This window comes from Thioalkalivibrio sp. ALJ24 (assembly GCF_000377785.1).
Taxonomy (GTDB): Bacteria; Pseudomonadota; Gammaproteobacteria; order Ectothiorhodospirales; family Ectothiorhodospiraceae; genus Thioalkalivibrio.
On sequence record NZ_KB898726.1, the window covers coordinates 247,762 to 266,927 of the forward strand.

Annotated in this window: 19 protein-coding genes; 11 read left to right on the forward strand and 8 right to left on the reverse strand. The window is 66.8% G+C overall.

The genetic code is table 11. From position 1 onward, the window contains the following. Positions 1 to 12: 12 nt before the first annotated feature. Positions 13 to 1,458, forward strand: coding sequence for a DNA polymerase Y family protein (locus D571_RS0105230; protein WP_026287601.1), 1,446 nt, complete (start codon positions 13 to 15; stop codon positions 1,456 to 1,458). A gap of 21 nt (positions 1,459 to 1,479) precedes the next feature. Here the strand turns inward: D571_RS0105230 and rnk are convergent, their stop codons facing one another. Beyond that, positions 1,480 to 1,890 carry a nucleoside diphosphate kinase regulator gene (gene rnk / locus D571_RS0105235; protein WP_018935624.1) on the reverse strand — a complete coding sequence of 137 codons (411 nt, stop codon included), beginning with the start codon at positions 1,888 to 1,890 and terminating at the stop codon, positions 1,480 to 1,482. A 271-nt stretch (positions 1,891 to 2,161) separates the two neighbouring features. Between rnk and D571_RS0105240 the strand changes: the two genes are divergently transcribed. Further along, a complete protein-coding gene (locus D571_RS0105240; protein WP_018935625.1) occupies positions 2,162 to 2,707 on the forward strand; it encodes a hemerythrin domain-containing protein in 546 nt (181 codons plus the stop codon). Next, a complete protein-coding gene (locus tag D571_RS0105245) occupies positions 2,700 to 3,443 on the forward strand; it encodes a hemerythrin domain-containing protein (RefSeq protein ID WP_018935626.1) in 744 nt (247 codons plus the stop codon). The genes D571_RS0105240 and D571_RS0105245 overlap by 8 nt, the downstream gene beginning before the upstream one ends. Here the strand turns inward: D571_RS0105245 and D571_RS0105250 are convergent. Further along, complete coding sequence (locus D571_RS0105250; protein WP_018935627.1) at positions 3,440 to 4,192, reverse strand: metallophosphoesterase; 753 nt, start codon at positions 4,190 to 4,192, stop codon at positions 3,440 to 3,442. The two genes, D571_RS0105245 and D571_RS0105250, sit on opposite strands and share 4 nt — an antisense overlap. A gap of 70 nt (positions 4,193 to 4,262) precedes the next feature. Beyond that, positions 4,263 to 5,627: an NAD(P)/FAD-dependent oxidoreductase gene (locus D571_RS0105255; protein WP_018935628.1), complete on the reverse strand. Its 1,365-nt coding sequence runs from the start codon at positions 5,625 to 5,627 to the stop codon at positions 4,263 to 4,265. 374 nt (positions 5,628 to 6,001) lie between these two features. On the opposite strand from D571_RS0105255, the gene D571_RS0105260 reads away from it, so the two are divergent. From D571_RS0105260 to D571_RS0105270, 3 genes are all read left to right on the forward strand, one after another. Continuing rightward, positions 6,002 to 7,408, forward strand: a complete 1,407-nt coding sequence (locus D571_RS0105260; protein ID WP_018935629.1) for a cytochrome ubiquinol oxidase subunit I — start codon at positions 6,002 to 6,004, stop codon at positions 7,406 to 7,408. A gap of 4 nt (positions 7,409 to 7,412) precedes the next feature. After that, a complete protein-coding gene (cydB, locus tag D571_RS0105265; protein ID WP_018935630.1) occupies positions 7,413 to 8,414 on the forward strand; it encodes a cytochrome d ubiquinol oxidase subunit II in 1,002 nt (333 codons plus the stop codon). Positions 8,415 to 8,648: 234 nt separating this feature from the next. After that, positions 8,649 to 10,028, forward strand: a complete 1,380-nt coding sequence (locus tag D571_RS0105270; RefSeq protein WP_018935631.1) for a sigma-54-dependent Fis family transcriptional regulator — start codon at positions 8,649 to 8,651, stop codon at positions 10,026 to 10,028. A 4-nt stretch (positions 10,029 to 10,032) separates the two neighbouring features. Here the strand turns inward: D571_RS0105270 and D571_RS0105275 are convergent, their stop codons facing one another. Together D571_RS0105275 and rluB are read right to left on the reverse strand one after the other, a co-directional pair. Beyond that, positions 10,033 to 10,698 (reverse strand): endonuclease III domain-containing protein, encoded by a 666-nt coding sequence (locus D571_RS0105275; protein WP_018935632.1) that lies wholly within the window; start codon positions 10,696 to 10,698, stop codon positions 10,033 to 10,035. A 9-nt stretch (positions 10,699 to 10,707) separates the two neighbouring features. After that, the gene (gene rluB, locus D571_RS0105280) at positions 10,708 to 11,697 is read right to left on the reverse strand and encodes a 23S rRNA pseudouridine(2605) synthase RluB (protein WP_018935633.1); all 990 of its coding nucleotides are present in this window, start codon (positions 11,695 to 11,697) and stop codon (positions 10,708 to 10,710) included. A gap of 55 nt (positions 11,698 to 11,752) precedes the next feature. Here rluB and moaB point away from each other — a divergent pair, with 55 nt between their 5' ends. Then, positions 11,753 to 12,316, forward strand: a complete 564-nt coding sequence (gene moaB, locus D571_RS0105285) for a molybdenum cofactor biosynthesis protein B (protein ID WP_018935634.1) — start codon at positions 11,753 to 11,755, stop codon at positions 12,314 to 12,316. A 42-nt stretch (positions 12,317 to 12,358) separates the two neighbouring features. Here moaB and D571_RS0105290 read toward each other — a convergent pair whose 3' ends face one another. The 3 genes from D571_RS0105290 to D571_RS0105300 are packed head-to-tail and all read right to left on the reverse strand — an operon-like array spanning position 12,359 to position 15,423. Further along, positions 12,359 to 14,143 (reverse strand): N-acetylglutaminylglutamine amidotransferase, encoded by a 1,785-nt coding sequence (locus tag D571_RS0105290; protein ID WP_018935635.1) that lies wholly within the window; start codon positions 14,141 to 14,143, stop codon positions 12,359 to 12,361. Positions 14,144 to 14,146: 3 nt separating this feature from the next. After that, positions 14,147 to 15,055: a LysR family transcriptional regulator gene (locus D571_RS0105295; RefSeq protein WP_083916871.1), complete on the reverse strand. Its 909-nt coding sequence runs from the start codon at positions 15,053 to 15,055 to the stop codon at positions 14,147 to 14,149. Further along, positions 15,043 to 15,423, reverse strand: coding sequence for a hypothetical protein (locus tag D571_RS0105300; RefSeq protein WP_018935637.1), 381 nt, complete (start codon positions 15,421 to 15,423; stop codon positions 15,043 to 15,045). The genes D571_RS0105295 and D571_RS0105300 overlap by 13 nt, the downstream gene beginning before the upstream one ends. A 65-nt stretch (positions 15,424 to 15,488) precedes the next feature. On the opposite strand from D571_RS0105300, the gene sohB reads away from it, so the two are divergent. The 4 genes from sohB (at position 15,489) to D571_RS14230 (ending at position 19,162) form a co-directional block, all read left to right on the forward strand. Continuing rightward, complete coding sequence (sohB, locus tag D571_RS0105305; protein WP_018935638.1) at positions 15,489 to 16,709, forward strand: protease SohB; 1,221 nt, start codon at positions 15,489 to 15,491, stop codon at positions 16,707 to 16,709. 157 nt (positions 16,710 to 16,866) lie between these two features. Continuing rightward, positions 16,867 to 17,367 (forward strand): DsrE family protein, encoded by a 501-nt coding sequence (locus tag D571_RS0105310; protein ID WP_018935639.1) that lies wholly within the window; start codon positions 16,867 to 16,869, stop codon positions 17,365 to 17,367. Positions 17,368 to 17,690: 323 nt separating this feature from the next. Continuing rightward, positions 17,691 to 18,056 (forward strand): hypothetical protein, encoded by a 366-nt coding sequence (locus D571_RS0105315; protein WP_156002686.1) that lies wholly within the window; start codon positions 17,691 to 17,693, stop codon positions 18,054 to 18,056. 110 nt (positions 18,057 to 18,166) lie between these two features. Next, positions 18,167 to 19,162, forward strand: coding sequence for a DUF2971 domain-containing protein (locus D571_RS14230; RefSeq protein WP_156002689.1), 996 nt, complete (start codon positions 18,167 to 18,169; stop codon positions 19,160 to 19,162). Positions 19,163 to 19,166 lie beyond the last annotated feature (4 nt).

The window sequence follows — 19,166 nt, forward strand, 5'->3', positions numbered from 1 at the left end:
CGGGAATGCTGGCTGGCCGTGCAGTTCCCGCATCTGGCCCTGGACCTCCAGGCCCGCCGCCGCGCGGACGCCGCCCGCCTCGCGCAGCACCCGCTGCTGATCGTGGAACGCGGGGAGCGTCCCCGGGTGCATGCCGCCAACCGCGTCGCGCGCCATGCCGGGGCCCATCCGGGCATGCCGCTGGGCGATGCCCTGGCCCTGCTGGACGCCCCGGAGCTGATCGAGGACGACCCGGCGGCCCGCGCACGCGAGATTCACCAGCTGGCCGCCGCCCTGCTGCAGTTCAGCGACCACGTGCATCCCGAACCCGAAGAGCAGCGCATCCTGCTGGAGGTCGGGCGCAGCCGGCGCCTGTTCGGCGGGCTGGCGGCCCTGCGCGAACGGGCGGAGACGGTGCTGCGCGAACTGGGCTTCCACCCGCGTACCGGCATGGCCCGCAGCCCGGCCGCCGCGCGCCTGCTGGCTGCCTGCCGATCCCCGGAGATCCCCGAGGACCGTGACGCCCTGCGGCGCAGTCTGGAGCGCTTTCCGCTGGAGAGCCTGCCGCTGCCGCCCGCCACCCGCGAATCCCTGCGATCCACCGGACTGCGGGTCTTCGGCGATCTCCTGCGTCTGCCACGCGCGGAACTGGCGCGGCGCCACGGCCCGGGGCTGCTGCAGACCATCGACCGCCTGCTGGGCGATGCGCCCGAGACCCTGCCACGTTTCCGCCCCCCGGACACCCTGGAACTCGCGCTGCGCCTGGATCACGAGATCCGCGCGAGCACCGCACTGGTGTTTCCTCTGCGCCGCCTGCTGCAGCAGGCCGAGCAGCAGCTGCGCGGGCGGGCACGGAGCCTGCAGGGCATGCAGCTGGAGCTGCAGCATCGCGAGACCTGCACATCCCTGCACCTGGAACGCGGCCAGCCGGGTATCCGCGCCACGGACTGGCTGAGCCTGTGGCAGACCCGGCTGGAACGCGAGACCCTGCAGGCCCCGGTCATCGGCCTGCGCCTGTATGCGGCCGAGCTGCTGGAACCCGCCGCCACTGCCGACACCCTGCTCGGCGGCGAACCCGCCGCCACGAACGCGGACGCCACGCAGCCCCCCGCCGTGCTGGCGCGGCTGCGGGCACGGCTGGGTTCGCAGCGGGTCGGCGGCCTGGCCAACCGGGGCACACCCACTCCGGAGAGCGCGCAGGATCCCGTATTCACCACCACGCGGCCGGGAAGCCCCTCACCCGGCCCTGCACAGCGGGCCTGCGGCACGGCCCTGTGGGTGCACGCACCGGCCCCGATCGACGGGCCGCCGGAACCACGGGAGTTCCGTCCCCTGGGACGCCTGGAAAACGGCTGGTGGGATCGCGACGGCGATCAGCGCCGCGACTACGCCCTGGCCCGCGACCCGCACGGGCGCGGCCTCTGGCTGTTCCGCTGCCTGCGCAGCGGGCACTGGTACCGTCAGGGATACTGGGGATAACCCCGGCGCACGGGATGACGGTCAGCGATGGTGTTCACCGGCGCGTTCCGGCTGATACAGCACCTTGTCGATGCGCACGTGCATCACGCCCCCGCCCGGACGCGGCCACTCGATCTCCTCGCCTTCCGACAACCCGAGCAGCGCACTGCCCACCGGCGCCATGATCGACAGGGTCTGCCCGCTGTCATCCATGTCGCGCGGGTAGACCAGGGTCATGGTGAATTCCTCGCCGGATTCCACCACCCGGAAACGCACGCTGGAGTTCATGGTCACCACCGATGCCGGTATCTCGTGCGAGTCCACCACCCGCGCGCGATCCAGTTCGGCCTCCAGCTGTGACTTGCCGGGCCATTCTTCCGCCGAAGCGGATTCCAGCAATTTGTCCAGCCGTTCCATGTCGGTCGCCGAAACAACGATCTCGGGCTTGTCCACAACTCCACCTCTCAGGGCCGGTCACCCCCTGCGGGGTGACCGGACGAATCTCCGGGAAAAGGCCGCCGGCAACGACGGACACCGCAAACCGGGCCACGGACGCAGCCCGAACCGGGCACACGAACGCCCGCGCGGACGCCGGTGCCTCTGTCCCGACGATTCTGGGGGCGAATGACGCAAAAGACAAACCGTCCGCACGATGTGATCCGCATCAAGGCCACACGCCCACCGAACTGCTACACAGGGGACATACGTGCATCCCGAGGCCCGCATGAATCTCCAGATGAACGAACCGTTGCCCGGCTTCGACCGGCCTCTCGACTTCCTGCGAGCCTGTCATCGCCGCCTGAAGGCCTGTCTGGAGACGCTCGAACGCCTGCAGGCCCACGTCCCCGATCATGGCGCGGATGCCGAGGCCCAGGCCGCCGCCCAGCGTCTGCTGACATACTTCAATGCCTCGGCACCGCATCACCATGCCGACGAGGACCAAGACCTGTTTCCGCGGCTCAAGCGCCTCGGCAATCATCCCGGTTGCCACCCCCGACTGCCGGACTGGCTGGACCGTCTCACCGCGGAACACGCAACCCTGGAGAACGGCTGGTCGCGCCTGGAACCGGCCCTGCTCGACATCGCCGAAGGGCGCGATGCCTCGCTGGATGACGCTGCGGACTGGGTTGAGCAGTACCGTCGCCATCTCGCCCTCGAGGAGGAAGCCGTTCTGCCCCTGGCCGAACACCTGCTGGACGCCGATCAATGCCGCGCCATCGGCCAATCCATGGCCCGCCGGCGCGCCCTGGAACCGGAGCCCCATGGCTGATTTCACTCTCGACCTGCGCGGGCTGGGCGACCATGCCCACACCCGCGCGTATTACACCCTGCGCGAACTCGGCGCCGGCCAGACCTTCGACGTGCTGGTGGAGGAAGAGCCCGATCTGCTGATGGCCGCGGTCGCGCAGCAATTGCGCCATGCCATCCACTGGGAAACCGTCGAGACCGGCCCACCCGTGTGGACGCTGCGCGTGCGCCGGCGCGAGGACACCGAGCCCGTCGACCTGGTCGATCTCCTCACCCGCGACCACCTGCGCATCGACCGGCTGTTCGCCAGCGCCCTGCACCGGGTCAACGCCGGCGACGCCGAAGGCGCCGCCCCGGCCTTTCATGCCTACGTCGCCGGGCTGCGGCGTCACGTGCACGTGGAAAACGAGCTGATCGTCCCGCTGCTGGATCTGCCGCGCCACCCCGGCGGCGACGACCCGACCTCGATCATGCTTCGCGAGCATGACGAACTGCTGGACCAGACCGCGATGCTGGAACATGAATTCACCGAGGGCGTGGACGAACCCTGGGCCATCGCCCCGTTCTTTGCGCTGATCTCGGGCGGACTGGCCAAGCACGAGGGGCGCGAGGAGCAGAACCTGTTTCCGCACTGGAGCCGGCGTCTGCGCGAACAACCCGATGTCGCGCGCGAACTCTTCGGCAAGGCCCGGAGCATGCTCATCGTCCCCGGCGAGACGGACGAAACGGAGGATTCGCCGGACGCGGATCACACCTAGCCAGGATCCCCGCTCCCGGGCGTCAGGGTCTCCAGCCGGCCGCCCGGATACAGGCCGAGCACACCGGCCCGCCCGACACCGCGCACCCGCACCCCGTCCGGGGTCTGCGCCTCGTAGTCCTGATGATGGTGCCCGTGAACGATCAGCCCGGCCCCCAGCAGCTCGGCCAGCCCGTCGATGGTGTCGAAGCCGCTGGCATGCGGTGACGGTGCCTCGTGGGTGACCAGGATGTCGGCCTTTAGCCCGCGCAGGCGCTCGATGTCCTCGGGATAGATGGACGTGCGATGGCGCCGGGGCAGACCCGGCTCGCGATCCCCGGCGCCCTGCCAGCGATCGCGTTCCGGCAGCTGCGCTACGTGTTCGCTTCGGGTGAAGAAGACCGGCGCCTGGCAGCGCGGGCCCCGCGGGTACCAGACGCGGCCACGGAACACGCCGCCCAGCCCGGCCACCGGCCGGCCGGCGACTTCCGCCACACGTGCATGCAGATTGCCCGACACATACGAACTGCCGAACACATGCGCCCAGGCCGCATCGGTATCACTCTCGTGATTGCCGGGGATCCAGTAGACCTCCGGCTCCCCGGAGCCCGCTGCTTCCCGCAACGGCGCCAGAACGACATCCAGCGACTGCTCGCGCAGCTCCATGTCCCCCAGCAGAACCACCGCCTGCGGGCGGTGGCGCGCGACTGCCTCGATCAGGGGCTCGAACAGACCGTGGGGATCGCCATAGAACAGAATATCGGGTGCCACGCCGCTCCCGGGGGTTTGCGAATGCGCTTACCCTAACGCATCCCCGCCCCCGGGCGCGCGCCGCCCCCGATCAGCGCAGGTAACGGCCGCGCAGCATGTTGTAGTACAGCGGCTTGATCATGTGCACCTTCAGGCGCCACCACATCCAGCTCGGCTGCCCCTGATCGATGAAGCCGAAGGTCGGGACCTCTTCCAGAGTGTAGTCGAACTCGACCAGGGACGCCTTGCCGACCTCGGTGATCAGCGGGCAGGAGGTGTAGCCGTCGAAACGCTGCTTCGGTTCGCGATCCTGCAGCACCGACACCAGGTTGTCCGGGGTCACCGCACCGTGGGCACGGACCGTGGAGGCCGTCTTGCCGATCGCCGTGGCGACCACGTCACCCGCACCGAACACATTGGGGTAGCGGGCATGCTGCAAGGTCTCGTCATCCACCTCCAGCCAGCCGCCTTCCGCCAGATCGCCGTCTTCAAGCGCCAGACCGGCATCGCGCACCCAGTCGTGAGCGCGCATGGGCGGCACCACGTGCAGGTAGTCATACTCCACCGTCTCGCTTTCGCCGTTGCCGTCCACAAAGGTCGCGCGGCGCAGTTCCGGCTCCACGCCCTGCAGCACTGAACCGGATTCGATCCCCACGCCTCGTTCGGCGTACAGGTCCCGCACCATTCCGTCAAAGCGTTCAACACTGAACAGCGGGCCTTCCGGGGCGTGATAATGGATCTCCACGCGATCCCGTTGCCCCGCCGTACGCAGCAGATCCTCCGCGATGAGGGTGGCCTTGATCGGCGCCCCCGCACACTTGATGGGCGTATTCGGGATATTGAACCGGGCCACGCCGCCCTCTTCGCCCAGACGCTGCGTCTGCTCGTACGCATGCCGCGCCTGTTCGGGCCCGGCATAGATACTGGTCAGCCCGTTCTTGCCGATATCCGCGCGTTCCAGACCCTCGATCGCTTCGTAATCCAGATAGATACCGGTGGCCACCACCAGGAAGTCGTAATCCAGTCGATCGCCATCGGCAGTCTCCACCACCTGGCTCTCGGGGTCGACCGCCGCCACATAGTCCTTCTTCCAGTCGACGCCGCGGGGGATGTAATGCTCGTTGCGGGCGGTCACGTCACTCACCGAATAGGTCCCGGATGCCACCAGGGTCCAGCCCGGCTGGTAGTGATGGGTCTCGCTCGGTTCGACCACGGTGATTCGCGCCCCGTCGAGCAGGTCCCGCAGCCGCGCGGCCACGGTCAGCCCGGCCGCGCCGCCGCCCAGTACGACGATCCGCGCACGCGTCTGCACGCCGGCCTGCGCAACCGCAGGCGCGGACCCCACGGCGGCCGCCGCCGTCAGCCCACCGGTCAGTTTCAGGAAATCCCGCCGCGAAAGTCCGTCCCGCAACACCAGCGGTGCCTTCGACGAACCAGCATTCTTGCGATCTGTCATGTTTCTGCCTCCTCGCGACCCCGTCATCCGGCGGGGCATCTTTTTCGGGAGCGGTCGCTGGTAGCGCCGCGCTTCAACGCTTCTGACATACAGAATTCGTGCCAGTGCCACCAACCGGGAGAAAACCGGGGCCTGTGCCCTTTCGTCGCCCTGCTTCCGACGCTTTGTCTGCCAATCATGTCACCCATATCCCCTGAACTGTCACGTGCGGCATGCCCAACGCCCCGAGCACACCGGGTCCGTCCCGAGGCACGCCCGCAAACCGCCTTGCAGCGCCCTCGCCCATCCCGAATCGAGAACTGGCACGCAACTTGATTGTCACTGGGGCGGAACGCACAGCGCGTCCTCTCTCAATCGTTCACGGAGGCAATGCCATGGAGCTTGACCCCTTACTCCTGTCACGACTGCAGTTCGCATTCGTCGTGTCATTTCACGCTCTGTTCCCGGTATTCACCATCGGGCTCGCGTCGTTCATCGCCTTCCTGGAATTCCGGGCCTGGCAGACCGGCGATGCCCTGTACACCCGAATCTCGAAGTTCTGGATCAAGATCTTCGCGGTCGTGTTCGGCATGGGGGTGGTCTCCGGGATCGTGATGTCCTTCCAGTTCGGCACGAACTGGAGCGTGTTCTCGTATGCCACGGCCAATTTCCTCGGGCCGGTGCTGTCCTACGAGGTGATCACCGCGTTCTTCCTGGAGGCGGCCTTCCTCGGCGTACTGCTGTTCGGGCGCGATCGTGTCCCGCAGGGCATGCACGTGTTCGCGGCGATGATGGTGGCGCTGGGCACCTTCATCTCCTCGTTCTGGATCCTGGTGGCCAACAGCTGGATGCAGACGCCGGCCGGCGTCGAGATGGTGGACGGGATCTTCCACGTGACCTCCTGGGGTCAGGCGATCTTCAACGACAGCTTCTGGCCGCGCTTCTTCCACATGGGGCTGGCCTCGCTGCTGACCGCCGGCTTCGTGGTGGCGGGTGTCTCCGCCTACTACCTGCTGCGCAACAAGCACGTCGAGATGAACCGCAAGGCGCTGGGGACCACCATGTGGATCCTGCTGTTCGCCGCCCCGGCACAGCTGGTGGTGGGCGACATCCACGGCCTCAACACCTTCGAGCACCAGCCGACCAAGGTGGCGGCAATGGAAGGCACCTGGGAGACCCAGCGCGGAGCCCCGTTCCTGCTGTTCGCCATCCCCGACTCGGCCAACGAGACCAACCATTTCGAGATCGGCCTGCCCAATATGGCCTCGCTGGTACTGACCCACGAGCTGGACGGCGAGGTGCCCGGTCTGAAGGAGGTGCCCGCGGAGGAACGTCCCCCGGTCGGCATCACCTTCTGGTCGTTCCGCATCATGCTGGCCATCGGCTTCGTGATGATCGGCTTCGCCCTGTGGAGTGCCTGGCTGCGCTACCGCGGCAACCTGTTCGAGTCCGAGCGCTTCCTCAAGGGCCTGACCTGGATGATCCCGACGCCGTTCGTCGCGGTGCTGGCCGGCTGGTTCGTGACCGAAACGGGCCGTGCGCCCTGGCTGGTCTACGAGATCATGGACCACGCGACCGGCCTCACGCCGTCGCTGACCGGCGGTATGGCGCTGTTCAGTCTGCTCGGTTATATCGCGGTGTATGCCGTGGTCTTCACCGCCGGCGTCTATTACATCGTGCGCATCGTGCGCAAGGGTCCGGAGCCGGACCATCCGGTGCAGGAGCCGCAGCACGCCAAGCGCCCGCTGTCGGCGGCCGATACGCCGTTCAATGACTACCCTGCCGCTGACGCAAGGAGCTGAAACCATGGTCGATATCACACTGGTATGGGTCGTGATCATCGCCGTCGGACTGGTCGGCTACGTCCTGATGGACGGGTTTGACCTGGGCGTGGGGATCCTCTTTCCCTTCGCCCCCGGCGAGCAGTCACGCGACATCATGATGAACTCGGTCGCCCCGGTCTGGGACGGTAACGAGACCTGGCTGATCCTCGGGGGCGCCGGCCTGCTGGCGGCCTTCCCGCTGGTCTACTCGGTGTTCCTGCCGGCACTGTACATCGGGGTGTTCCTGATGCTGGCCGGGCTGATCTTCCGCGGCGTCGCGTTCGAGTTCCGCTTCAAGGCGAGCTCGGCGAAATCGCGGCGCGGCTGGAACGCCTCCTTCGCGATCGGCTCGATGGTTGCGGCCTTCGCCCAGGGTGCGGTGGTCGGTGCCTACATCCAGGGCTTCCAGATGGACGGCCTGAACTACGCCGGCACCGCGCTGGACTGGCTGACGCCGTTCACGGTGCTCACCGGTCTGGGCCTGATGGCGGGCTATGCCCTGCTGGGCGCGACCTGGCTGATCCTCAAGACCGAGGGTGAAACCCAGGCGTTCGCATACCGCGTGACCCCGTGGCTGCTGGGTGCGGTGCTGGTGGTCTTCGGTCTGGTGAGTGCGATCACGCCGTTCATCGACGCCAAGGTGATGGAACGCTGGATGGGCACCTTCGAGATCCTGTGGATCCTGCCGGCTCTGGCGCTGCTGGCGGCCTGGCAGATCCTGCGCTCGGTACGCCGGCGCCATGAAGGCCTGCCCTTCGTGTCGACGATCGCCCTGTTCATCTTCACCTTCCTGGGCCTGATCGTGAGCAAGTGGCCGTACGTGGTCCCGCCGGACTACACCTTCTGGGACGCCGCCTCTTCTCCGGATGCGCAGCTGTTCATCCTGATCGGGGCGCTGTTCATCATCCCGATCATCCTTGGCTATACCGCGTGGACCTACTGGGTCTTCCGCGGGAAGGTCACGGCGGATGCGGGTTATCACTAACTCCGCCGCCTGACCGTCCAGGGTTTGCGACCGGGTCTTTCTCTCTCTCCGGACCCGGCTCGCAGGCAACCGCCCGCTGCGGGGCGGACACGAGGCGCCACGGACCTCCGGGTTCGTGGCGTTTTTTGTTGGCGGAGGACCGGAACACGACGCGGGAACATGACTCCAACAAGACACACGGGAGATACTGCCACGCGAAGGGAGCTGTCCCCGGACAACGGAGCCGTCAGCATCGTGAACGAAAAACTGCCCACAGAAGCCGTACCCCGCTGGACACGCGGCCTGGACCGCGACGAGGTTGTCAGTATCCTCGACGTATTTCAGGAGCCCGCCATCCTGCTGTCACCGGACTACGACATCCTGGGCGCCAACCAGGCGTACCGGCGCCTGTACGACGTGGATGCCGGGGGCAACGGCCAGCGCTGTTACGAGGCGTCGCACAACTTCCGGCGTCCCTGTGACGAAGCGGGCGAGACCTGCCCTCTGCGGGACACCCTGGCGACCGGAAAGCCCCACCGCACGCTGCATGTTCACCACACGGCCCGCGGCAAGGAGCATGTGGACGTGGAGATGTTCCCGATCTACGGATCCGATGGTGAACTGCGTTACCTGATCGAGGTGCTGCACCACCTGCCGGTCTCCAGCCCGCGTGCCAACGAGCAGGGTCTCGTCGGCCACTCCCCGGCCTTCAACGAGATGCTGGGACTGGTCAGCCGCGTGGCGCCCAGCGAGGCCTCGGTTCTGCTGCAGGGGGAATCGGGTACCGGCAAGGAACTGGTCGCCCGTGCGATCCATGACCAGAGCCACCGCCGCGAGGGGCCCTTCGTCCCGGTCGAATGCTCCGGCCTGACCGAGACCCTGTTCGAGAGCGAACTGTTCGGCCACGAACGCGGCGCCTTCACGGGGGCCACCCATGCCCGGGCCGGGCTGGTCGAATCCGCCTCCGGTGGCACCCTGTTTCTGGACGAGATCGGCGACGTGCCGCCGGGGCTGCAGGTCAAGCTGCTGCGGTTGCTGGAGACGCGCACCTTCCGTCGCGTGGGCAGCAGCGAGCCCCGTCGCGCGGATTTCCGGCTGGTCTGCGCCTCGCACCGCGACCTGCGCCAGCTGGTGCGCGACGGCGAGTTTCGCGAGGACCTTTACTACCGCCTCAGTACCTTCCCGATCCGGGTCCCGCCGTTGCGCGAACGCAAGCCCGACATCCCGGTGCTGGCCGAGGCTCTGTTCGATCGCCTCGACCTGCCGGCCCGGCCGCATCTCGCGGCAGCCGCCCGCGACGCTCTGGAACACTACGCCTTTCCCGGGAACATCCGCGAGCTGCGCAACATCCTCGAGCGGGCCGCCCTGCTGAGCGACGGCCACGAGATCCGCGCCGAGCACCTGGGGCCCGAGGTGACCCAAGACCCGGATCACCAGGACCTGCCGCCCCCGCGCGCCCTGACCGGCGGCGAGATCCGGCCGCTGGAGGAGGTGGAACGCGAATACCTGCGCTACGCCGCCACCGTGCACCGTGGCGACCGGCGTTCGCTGGCCGCACGTCTGGGGCTCAGCGAGCGCAGCCTGTACCGTTACCTGCAGAAACTGGACGCCCCGGGACCCGACCCCCGAGCCTGACGGCTTACTCCGGCACCGCGCCCCGGCAAACACGGGCGAGCGGGCAGCCGTCACACAGCGGACGCGGGCGACAGCGCTGCTTGCCGTGTTCCACGATCAGCGCATGCAGCTCGTTCAGGGCCGCGACGTCCGTACCCAGCTCGGCCTCCACCGACACCCGCAGGGTCTCGTAGCCGTCACGGGCATGCGGCCGGCCAAGGCGTTCGAACAGCCGCCGGGTATAGGCATCCACCACGAAAACCGGCCGGTGAAAGGCATACAGCAGGATGTCATCGGCGGTCTCGGGGCCGATCCCCTTCACCCCCAGCAGGGCCGTGCGCAATGCCCCGGTCTCCAGATTCGCCAGCGCTTCGATCCCGCCGCGCTCCTGGAGAAACGCAAGCAGGTGGCGCAGCCGGTCGGCCTTCACGTTGAAATACCCCGAGGGCCGGATCCGCTCGGCCAGCTCCTCCGGGGCCAGGGCCGCCATCCCCGCCGGATGCAGCGCGTCCACCTCGCGCAACGCCGCGATCGCGCGCTCCACGTTGGTCCAGGCGGTATTCTGGGTCAGTATCGCCCCGACCATGACCTCGAAGGCGGTCTCCGCCGGCCACCAGTGCAGCGGGCCGTAATACGCACCCAGGCACCGCAGCAGCGTGCGGCAATCCGGCGGCGCGGTATCGGGCTCCATGGCCACGGCTCAGCGCCCCGGCCGGCCCCGGCCCGTGCCCGACCCTTTGCCCGAGCCCTTGCTCTGGCCCTTACCCGGGCGCGGGCCGCGCTTGCTGGCCCCGGCGGTCTTTCCGTTGGCTTTTCCGGGACTCTTGCCGGCCTTCGCCGAACGCCCGGGGCGTGAAGAACTCCAGCCCTCACCCTTGTCACGCCCGCGCGCCGCACCACCGGCCTTTTTCTTCTTCGGCCGGGTGCCGCGGCGCTTCTCCGGGGGCTGCAGATCCTGCGGCACCGTCAGACCTGCCTCGCGGTACAGGGCCGCAACCTCCGCGACCTCCAGATCCCGTGCGGCCCCGCTCTTGAGCCCCCGCCCCAGCAGCACCGGCCCGTAGCGCACCCGGATCAGGCGGCTCACCGTCACCCCGACCGCATCCCACAGCCGCCGGACCAGGCGGTTGCGGCCCTCGCTCACGATCACGTGGTACCACTGGTTGGCGCCGTCGCCGCCACCGGCCTCCAGCGCGTCGAAGCGCGCCGGGCCGTCCTCCAGCTCCACGCCCTCCAGCAGCATCCGCCGGGTCTCCTCCGGGACCTCGCCCAGCACGCGCACCGCGTATTCGCGCTCCATGGCACCGCCGGGATGCATCAACGCATTCGCCAGCTCGCCGTCGGTGGTGAACAGCAGCAGCCCCGAGGTGTTCAGATCAAGCCGGCCCACCGCAACCCAGCGCTGGCCCTTGAGCTTCGGCAGGCTGGCAAACACCGGCCGCCGTCCCTCGGGATCGGAGCGCGAGCAGATCTCGCCGACCGGCTTGTGATAGGCGATCCAGCGGTGCGGATATTCCGGTCGCGTGACCACGCGGCCGCGCACCCGGATCACGTCATCCGGACCCACGCGATCCCCCAGCGCGGCAGTGCGCTGGTTGATCTGCACCTCGCCGCGTTCGATCCAGCCCTCGATCTCGCGCCGCGATCCCAGACCGCGGGCCGCGAGGACCTTCTGTACCCGTTCCTGCATCAAGCCCTGCCACTGTTTATGATGACCGCCCACGATACACCAAGCGGATACCGCCATGAGCACGAATACGCCCGACACCGGCCATGAGGCCGGCCGTGAGACCGGAGATCCCGTCACCACGCCGCTGAACATCGCCGTGCTGACCGTCTCCGACAGCCGTTCGGCCGCCGAGGACCGCTCCGGCGACGCACTGGTGGAACGTCTGGAAAAGGCCGGTCACCGGCTCGCGGAGCGCGACATCCGGCCGGATGACATCTACGCCCTGCGCGCAGTGATTTCACGCTGGATCGCGGACCCGCAGATCGATGCCATCCTGACCACCGGGGGCACCGGCATCACCGGCCGCGACGGCACCCCCGAGGCGGTGTCGGTGCTGCTGGACAAGACGATCGAGGGCTTCGGCGAGCTGTTCCGCATGCTTTCTTGGGAGGAGATCGGCACCTCCAGCCTGCAGTCGCGTGCCCTGTCGGGCGTGGCCAACGGCACCTACATCTTCGTGCTGCCCGGCTCCACCGGCGCCTGCCGCACCGCCTGGGATCGCATCATCCGCGCCCAGCTCGACGACCGCACCATGCCCTGTAACCTGACCATGCTGATGCCGCGCCTGAAGGAGACCTGAGACGGGTGGGAGGTCAGCCCCCTGACCGGTCGGGCACGGGACTCAGCCATCCACGTGGACCTGCAGCCAGTACTCCAGCAATGCCGCGTGCCACAGCTTGGAGCCCTGGATGCGGGTGAAATACTGGTCCGGGGCGTCCAGCAGCTTGTCGATGTAGGCCGGCTGATACAGCCCGCGCTCGCGCGCCGCACGCGAGTTGAGGATGTCGCGCATGAACTCGAGGAACTCGCCGCGCACGTATTTCAGCGCCGGCACCGGGAAATAGCCCTTGGGCCGGTCCAGCACCGTGTCCGGCAGACGGCCGCGGGCGATGCGCCGCAGCACGTCCTTGCCGCCGTCGCCCAGCTTCAGATGCGGCGGCATCGCGGCGGCGGTCTCCACCAGCTCGTGATCCAGGAACGGCACCCGCGCCTCCAGACCGAAGGCCATGGTCATGTTGTCCACGCGCTTGACCGGGTCGTCCACGATCAGCGTGGTCACGTCCAGCGCCAGCACCGCGTCGATGAACGAGTCCGCACGGTCGGTCTCGAGCTGGCGGAACTGCTCGCGCAGCCAGTCCCCGGTGATGTCGTCCGCCGGCGGATGGCGCAGCATCTCGGCCATCTCCGGGTGATCGCGGTCGAAGTAATGCCGACGGAAGCGTTCCACCCAGTCACCGTGACGGTCCTCCGCCATCTGCGGGTACCAGAAATAGCCGCCGAAGACCTCGTCCGCCCCCTGGCCCGACTGCACCACCTTTACGTGCTGCGAAACCTGTTCGGAGAGCAGGTAGAAAGCCACCGCATCCTGCCCGAACATCGGTTCGGCCATGGCCTCCACCGCCTCCGGCAGCCGCGCCAGCACCTGATCGTTGGGGATCAGCGTGGCCTGATGATCCGTCGCGTAACGCTCCGCCACCGGATCGGAATACTCGAACTCCGAGCCCTTCTCCTCGGGCTGATCCTCGAAACCGACGGTAAAGGTGCGCAGATCCTGCGCCCCCTCTTCCATGGCCAGCGCCACCAGCAGGCTGGAATCCAGGCCGCCCGACAGCAGAACCCCCACCGGGACGTCCGCCACCTCCAGTCGGCGGCGCACCGCGCGGCGCAGGCCGTGTTCGATGCGCTCCTGCCATTCCGCATCGCTGACCGCTTCTGCTGGCCGCCGCGCCGACAGTGTCCAGTAACATTCGCGGCGCTCCTGGCCGCGCGCATCGATGGTGATGTAATGACCGGGTTCCAGCTTGCGCACGCCCCGCAACACCGTGCGCGGCGCCGGCACCACCGCATGCAGCGAGAACAGCATGTGCAGGCCTTCGGGGTCCAGCTCGGTATCCACGCCGCCTCCGGCCAGCAGGGCCGCGGTATTGGAGGCAAACCGGATCCCGTCACCGGTGCGCGCGAGATACAGGGGCTTGATGCCCATGCGGTCACGGGCCAGCAGCAGCCGCTGCCGTTCCCCGTCGAACAGCGCGAAGGCGAACATGCCGTGCAGGCGTGCCACCACGCCCTCGCCCCATTCGGCATAGCCGCGCAGGATCACCTCGGTATCACCGCTGGAGAAGAACCGGTGACCACGCCCCTCGAGTTCGCTGCGCAGCGCGCGGAAGTTGTAGATCGCCCCGTTGAACACCAGCGAAAGACCGCTCGCGGGGTCGAACATCGGCTGGTGCGCTCGCTGCGAGAGGTCGAGGATCGACAGCCGCCGGTGCCCCAGCGCCACCCGGCCCGACGCCCACAGGCCGTCGGCATCGGGACCTCGACGCTCCAGGCAGGGCAGCATGCGCGCGACCACATCCGCGTTCGCGCGCCGTTCGCCCCGGACGAATTCTCCGGCGATTCCGCACATGATCTATCGATCCTTTCCGGTCGCAGACCGGCTGTCTTGAAAGGCCGCGTGCAGCCCGTCGGCCAGCGCCTGCCCGGCCACCCCGGCGGCACCACCGTCGGCCAGAGTCAGATAGAACGGCACCCGTACGCGCGCTCCGGCCTCCAGCGGCAGTTCCGTCAGGCGACCGGCGTCCAGATCGGCGGCCGCCCGGTCCAGCGGCACCCAGGCGAAACCGACCCCGCAGCGCAGCACGTCCAGCACGGTGGAGACATGACCCACGGTCCAGCGCTGGTCGGCATCCAGCCAGCCCCCTTCACCGCCGCCCTTTTCCCCGCTGTCGCGCAGCACCACCTGCCGATACGGCCGCAGATCACGCCGCGTCAGTCCTCCCGTGCCGTTCACCAGCGGATGCCCGGGATCGGCCACGCAGACCATGACCTGCTCGCCAATCTCGTGGGCGAGAAAGCCCGACGGCACGTGTGGCGCCAGCAGCATGTCCACCTGACCCTCGGCCAGCCGCTGCGCGCCGTCCTCCAGCACCACCTCGTGCAGCTGGATGCGGGTAGCCGGCTGATCGCGCGAGAACGCCTCCAGCGCCTCCAGCACTGGTCCCATTGGCACGATCTGTTCCAGTGCCAGATGCAGTTCCGACTCCACGCCACCGGCCAGTGCGCCGGCGAGCGCCTCGATCTCGGCCGCCTCCTCGAGCAGGTGCTCCGCACGGCGCAGCAGGGCCTGGCCCGCCGGGGTCAGCCCCGCCCTTCGGCCCTGCAGCTCGAACACCTCGACCCCGAGCTGCTCTTCCAGCTTCTGCACCGCGTGATTGACGCTGGACGGACTCTTGTGCACCCGTTCGGCGGCGCGGGCAAAGCCGCCCGCATCCACCACCGCCTTGAACATCCGCCATTGTTCGAGGGTTACCCGGGACATCCGCAGTCCGGATTGTGCGTGCGCGCATGCCACTCGGCGCGCATCCGTTCCACGGCCCGCGCACCCAGCAGAACCACGTGGACGGTGGCCGGATAGATCAGGCCATCCGCGCGCCACTGTTCCACCCGCTCGGCCTCCTCGCCGCGGCGGATCAGGAAGAAATCGCGCCCCTCTTCCAGCTCGGCCTCGCGCGCCCGGAACATGCGAAAGGCCGTGCCCTTGGGCAGGCCGTTCCACATATCCACCTGGCGCAGGCTCAGCACCGGAACGTCGTGGTAGAGGATGGGCTCGGGGGCCTCGGTACCGGCGGCCTCGCAACCATGGAATTGCCCCGCCTGGCGCGGGTCCGCAGCGTCAGAACCATTCATGGTGGCATTATGGCACGCACACCGGATGCGTCGACCACCCACGCCCGTTATCACAGAGGATTCGCATGGAACTGCTGCAGGACTTCGGAATGTTCTTCGCCAAGGTCGTCACCGCCGTGCTGGCGGTGCTGATCCTGATGAGCGCCGCCACCGGACTGATCGCCCGCAGCCGCGAGGGACGCCCCGACCAGCTCAACGTCAAGCGTCTGAACGACCGCTATGCGCGCATGGAGAAGACCGTGCGCCGCGCGGTGGAGGGCCCGCGCACCCGCCTGCAGCGCCTGCGCGACCGCCTGCGCCGGCGGCGGGCGCCGACCCACGGTTTCACCGGCAACGGGACCGCGGCGAACCGGCCCGGAAACCCCGCGACCGGCGAGACCGAAGGCGGAGAAACCCGCGCCCACACCGACGCGAATGCCACCGCAGCCGTTAGCGAGCCCGCCCCGGAGACCTCCGCAGGGTACGAGAAGACCGCCGAACCTGCCGCGGCATCCGGCGACCGCGAGCCGGAGGTGCTCGAGATCGAGATGGAATCACCCGCGCCGAGAGTGTTCGTGCTGCGTTTCGAGGGCGACATCCGCGCCTCCGCGGTCGACAGTCTGCGCGAGGAGGTGACCGCCGTACTCACCCTGGCGGAGCCCGGCCGTGACCGCGCCGTAGTGTGTCTCGAGAGCCCGGGCGGGATGGTGCCGTCCTACGGCCTGGCAGCCTCGCAGCTCGGGCGCCTGCGCGAGGCGGGCCTCGATCTCACCGTGGTGGTCGACCGCGTGGCCGCCAGCGGCGGCTACATGATGGCCGCGGTGGGCAACCGCATCGTCGCCGCCCCGTTCGCGATCCTCGGTTCCATCGGCGTGGTCGCGCAGATCCCTAACCTCCACCGCTGGCTGGACCGCCACGATATCGACTTCGAACTGCTGACCGCGGGCGACTACAAACGCACGCTGACCGTGTTCGGCGAAAACACCGATGCCGCCCGACGCAAGTTCCAGGAACACCTGGACGAGACCCACGAGCTGTTCAAGCAGTTCCTGCAGCGCTACCGCCCGCAACTCGAACTGGAACGCGTGGCCACCGGCGAACACTGGTACGGCGACCAGGCACGCGCCCTGGGCCTGGCCGACGAGGTCGGCACCAGCGACGACCTGCTGATGAACCTGGCCCGCGAGGCCGAAGTCTTCGAGGTCACCTATACCCGGGCCCGGCCGCTGGGCCGACGGATCGGCATGGCCGCCGAACGGCTGCTGGAACGGGTGCTGCACGGCCACACCCCGGAAAGCCGGGCCTGAGCCCGACAACCGGAGCCGAATAACGCGAACCAGGCCACATTCCACTACCCGTGCCCCGCCCCGGCCAAAACGGGCGTGAGCGGAAGGGAATGGAAACCCGGGGCCGGAGCGTCTCAGCGGTATGTCCGTCAGATTTGCCAACGCAAGGGAGAACGACATGTCCGGATTTCTGCACCGTACCGGCCCACTCTCGGCCCTGCTCGCCGGGGCCCTGCTGCTGGGCGCCCCGCTGGTTGCCACGGCCGACGACGACATGCCCTGGGGATCCGCCGAGGTCAACCAGAAAGACTACGAACCCACTCGGGTGGTCTACGACGTGGCCGTGGATTCCGAGAGTGAAATGGCCTTCGTACTGGACCGTGTGAGCATGCTCAACAACGTCTACGAGGCCGATCCGTTCGACTCGCATATCGTGCTGGTGCTGCACGGCGGTGAGGTGCCCTTCTTCACCCGCGATCAGTTTGACGAGCGCGAGGAGCTGATGCGCCGTGCCGAATCCCTGACCCGCGCCGGCAACATCGAGATCCGGATGTGCGAGGCCTCTGCGGCCCTGCGCGGCATCGAGCCGGAAGAGATCCACGGCTTCGTCGAGATCGTCCCCATGGCCGACTCGGAGATCATCCAGCTGCAGCAGGAAGGCTATTCCTACATGCAGTAGGCAAGCTGCACATTCCTCCGGCTGACACAAAAAAGGCCGCCCGGGGATCCCCCCGGGCGGCCTTTTGCTGTTTGGTCGGGACGGCAGGATTTGAACCTGCGACCCTCTGCACCCCATGAATACGCGCAAACGCATCGGAAGTCTCTGAATTTCCTCTGTAAACAGGGCGTCAGGCGGGCTGCGTGTGGCGGCGTTTCGGTGCATTTGAAATCAAATAGATGCGTGACGGTTTTGCAATCGCCGCGGCCGGTGTTGGCAGGTCGACTGGCAGGATGCTCTCGCGCCGGGTAGCCTGAAACCCTCATTCTATTCAGGGCATGGACATGGCGGAAAAGCAGGAGGCGACGCCGGCGCAGACGGCGGTGGCGGCGGTGGTCGTGGTGATCGGTGCGGGCGTTCTGATGGCCTGGTGCTCAGGCGGTGGCGAGGATCGTCAGGCGCACCGGGGCGATGCGCGGGTGCTCTGCATGGATCACGTCCGTGATCAGCTGCGGGATCCGGGTTCGGCGGAATTCTCCGGCTGGGGGGACTCGGAGACGGCCGTGGATGAAGACAATGGGACGTTCGAGGTGCGGGGCTGGGTTGATGCAGACAACGCCCTGGGCGGGACCGAGCGGCACTACTACACCTGCGTGGCGGATCACCAAGACGATGGGGAATACACCCTGGAGATCACGCGTTTCGATTGATCAGGTGGAAACCACTGCCGCCTTGCATCTCATCCTTTCACCGGCCTCGAGAATTGCATCTCGGGGCCGTCCACAGATCGGTGCAGTAAACCCCACCCTCGGAGCATTGGATGAATTCTATCTCACCTGAGGATACATACGCCTCTCTTATTTTCTCTCTCCCTGAATCCGAGCGAGCACTCGATATACTGGAGATAAAAAATTTTCGTGAAATGCCCAAGAGGTTATATCGATTTCGTTCCGAATCGTGTCCCCGACAAAATCCATCCACACCTTATGCTGTGGACGAAATAAGACGAGGGTATGTTTATGCTAGCCCGGCGAACCAACAAAACGATGTTTTTGATTCCTGCTTAAGAGTTAACGCTGACGACCTCGCAGAAAAGGCGATGGGATCACCGAACGATTGGATTGAGTACCTCAGGGGGCAAGGGAAAACAATTAGCAAGCAGCAAGAACGTGACGTCTTGCAATTTAATTCGGTCTATGAGGCTGCGGCATATTTTATTGAAAACGAAGGGTGGTCAAAAGAGAAGTCCAAGGAGGCTGCATTAGCCTTGAAGAAGGCAATTAAAGACGTAAGCTTCAAGCCATTGAGCCAACAATTCTCGAAACTAATTCAAGATTCGAATCCATTGTGCTCGTTTACCGACACTCCGCTCGCTGAACAAATGTGGGGATATTACAATGATAAGCCGTTCCAGGGTGCCTGCATTGAGTATAACCCGAGGAGCCAAATTGCGCCGCGAGCTTTTCAAAGGCTTACCTTGCCGGTTCAGTATCTCGAAGGCGGCATGGACGCAACAAACCACATGCTGGAATCTTTAAAACCTGATGGAAACATTCAACGGTTATCTCTGGTGGCCGCCCTAGTAAAGGATAAGAAGTGGGAGCATGAGCGTGAATGGCGTTACTGCGTGCCTTTCGGCATTGGCCCAAGAGAGTGCGGCGCCCCCGAAATAACAAAAGTTATACTTGGATACCAAGCCGGTGAAACTTTTTCAGAACAGATAAAAGAAGTATGCCAATCCAATGGAATTCCAGTCGAAGTCGCCACCCCAGACCATGGATCTAGGAAGGTTGTGCTTAGACCTATTGATGAGTAACTCA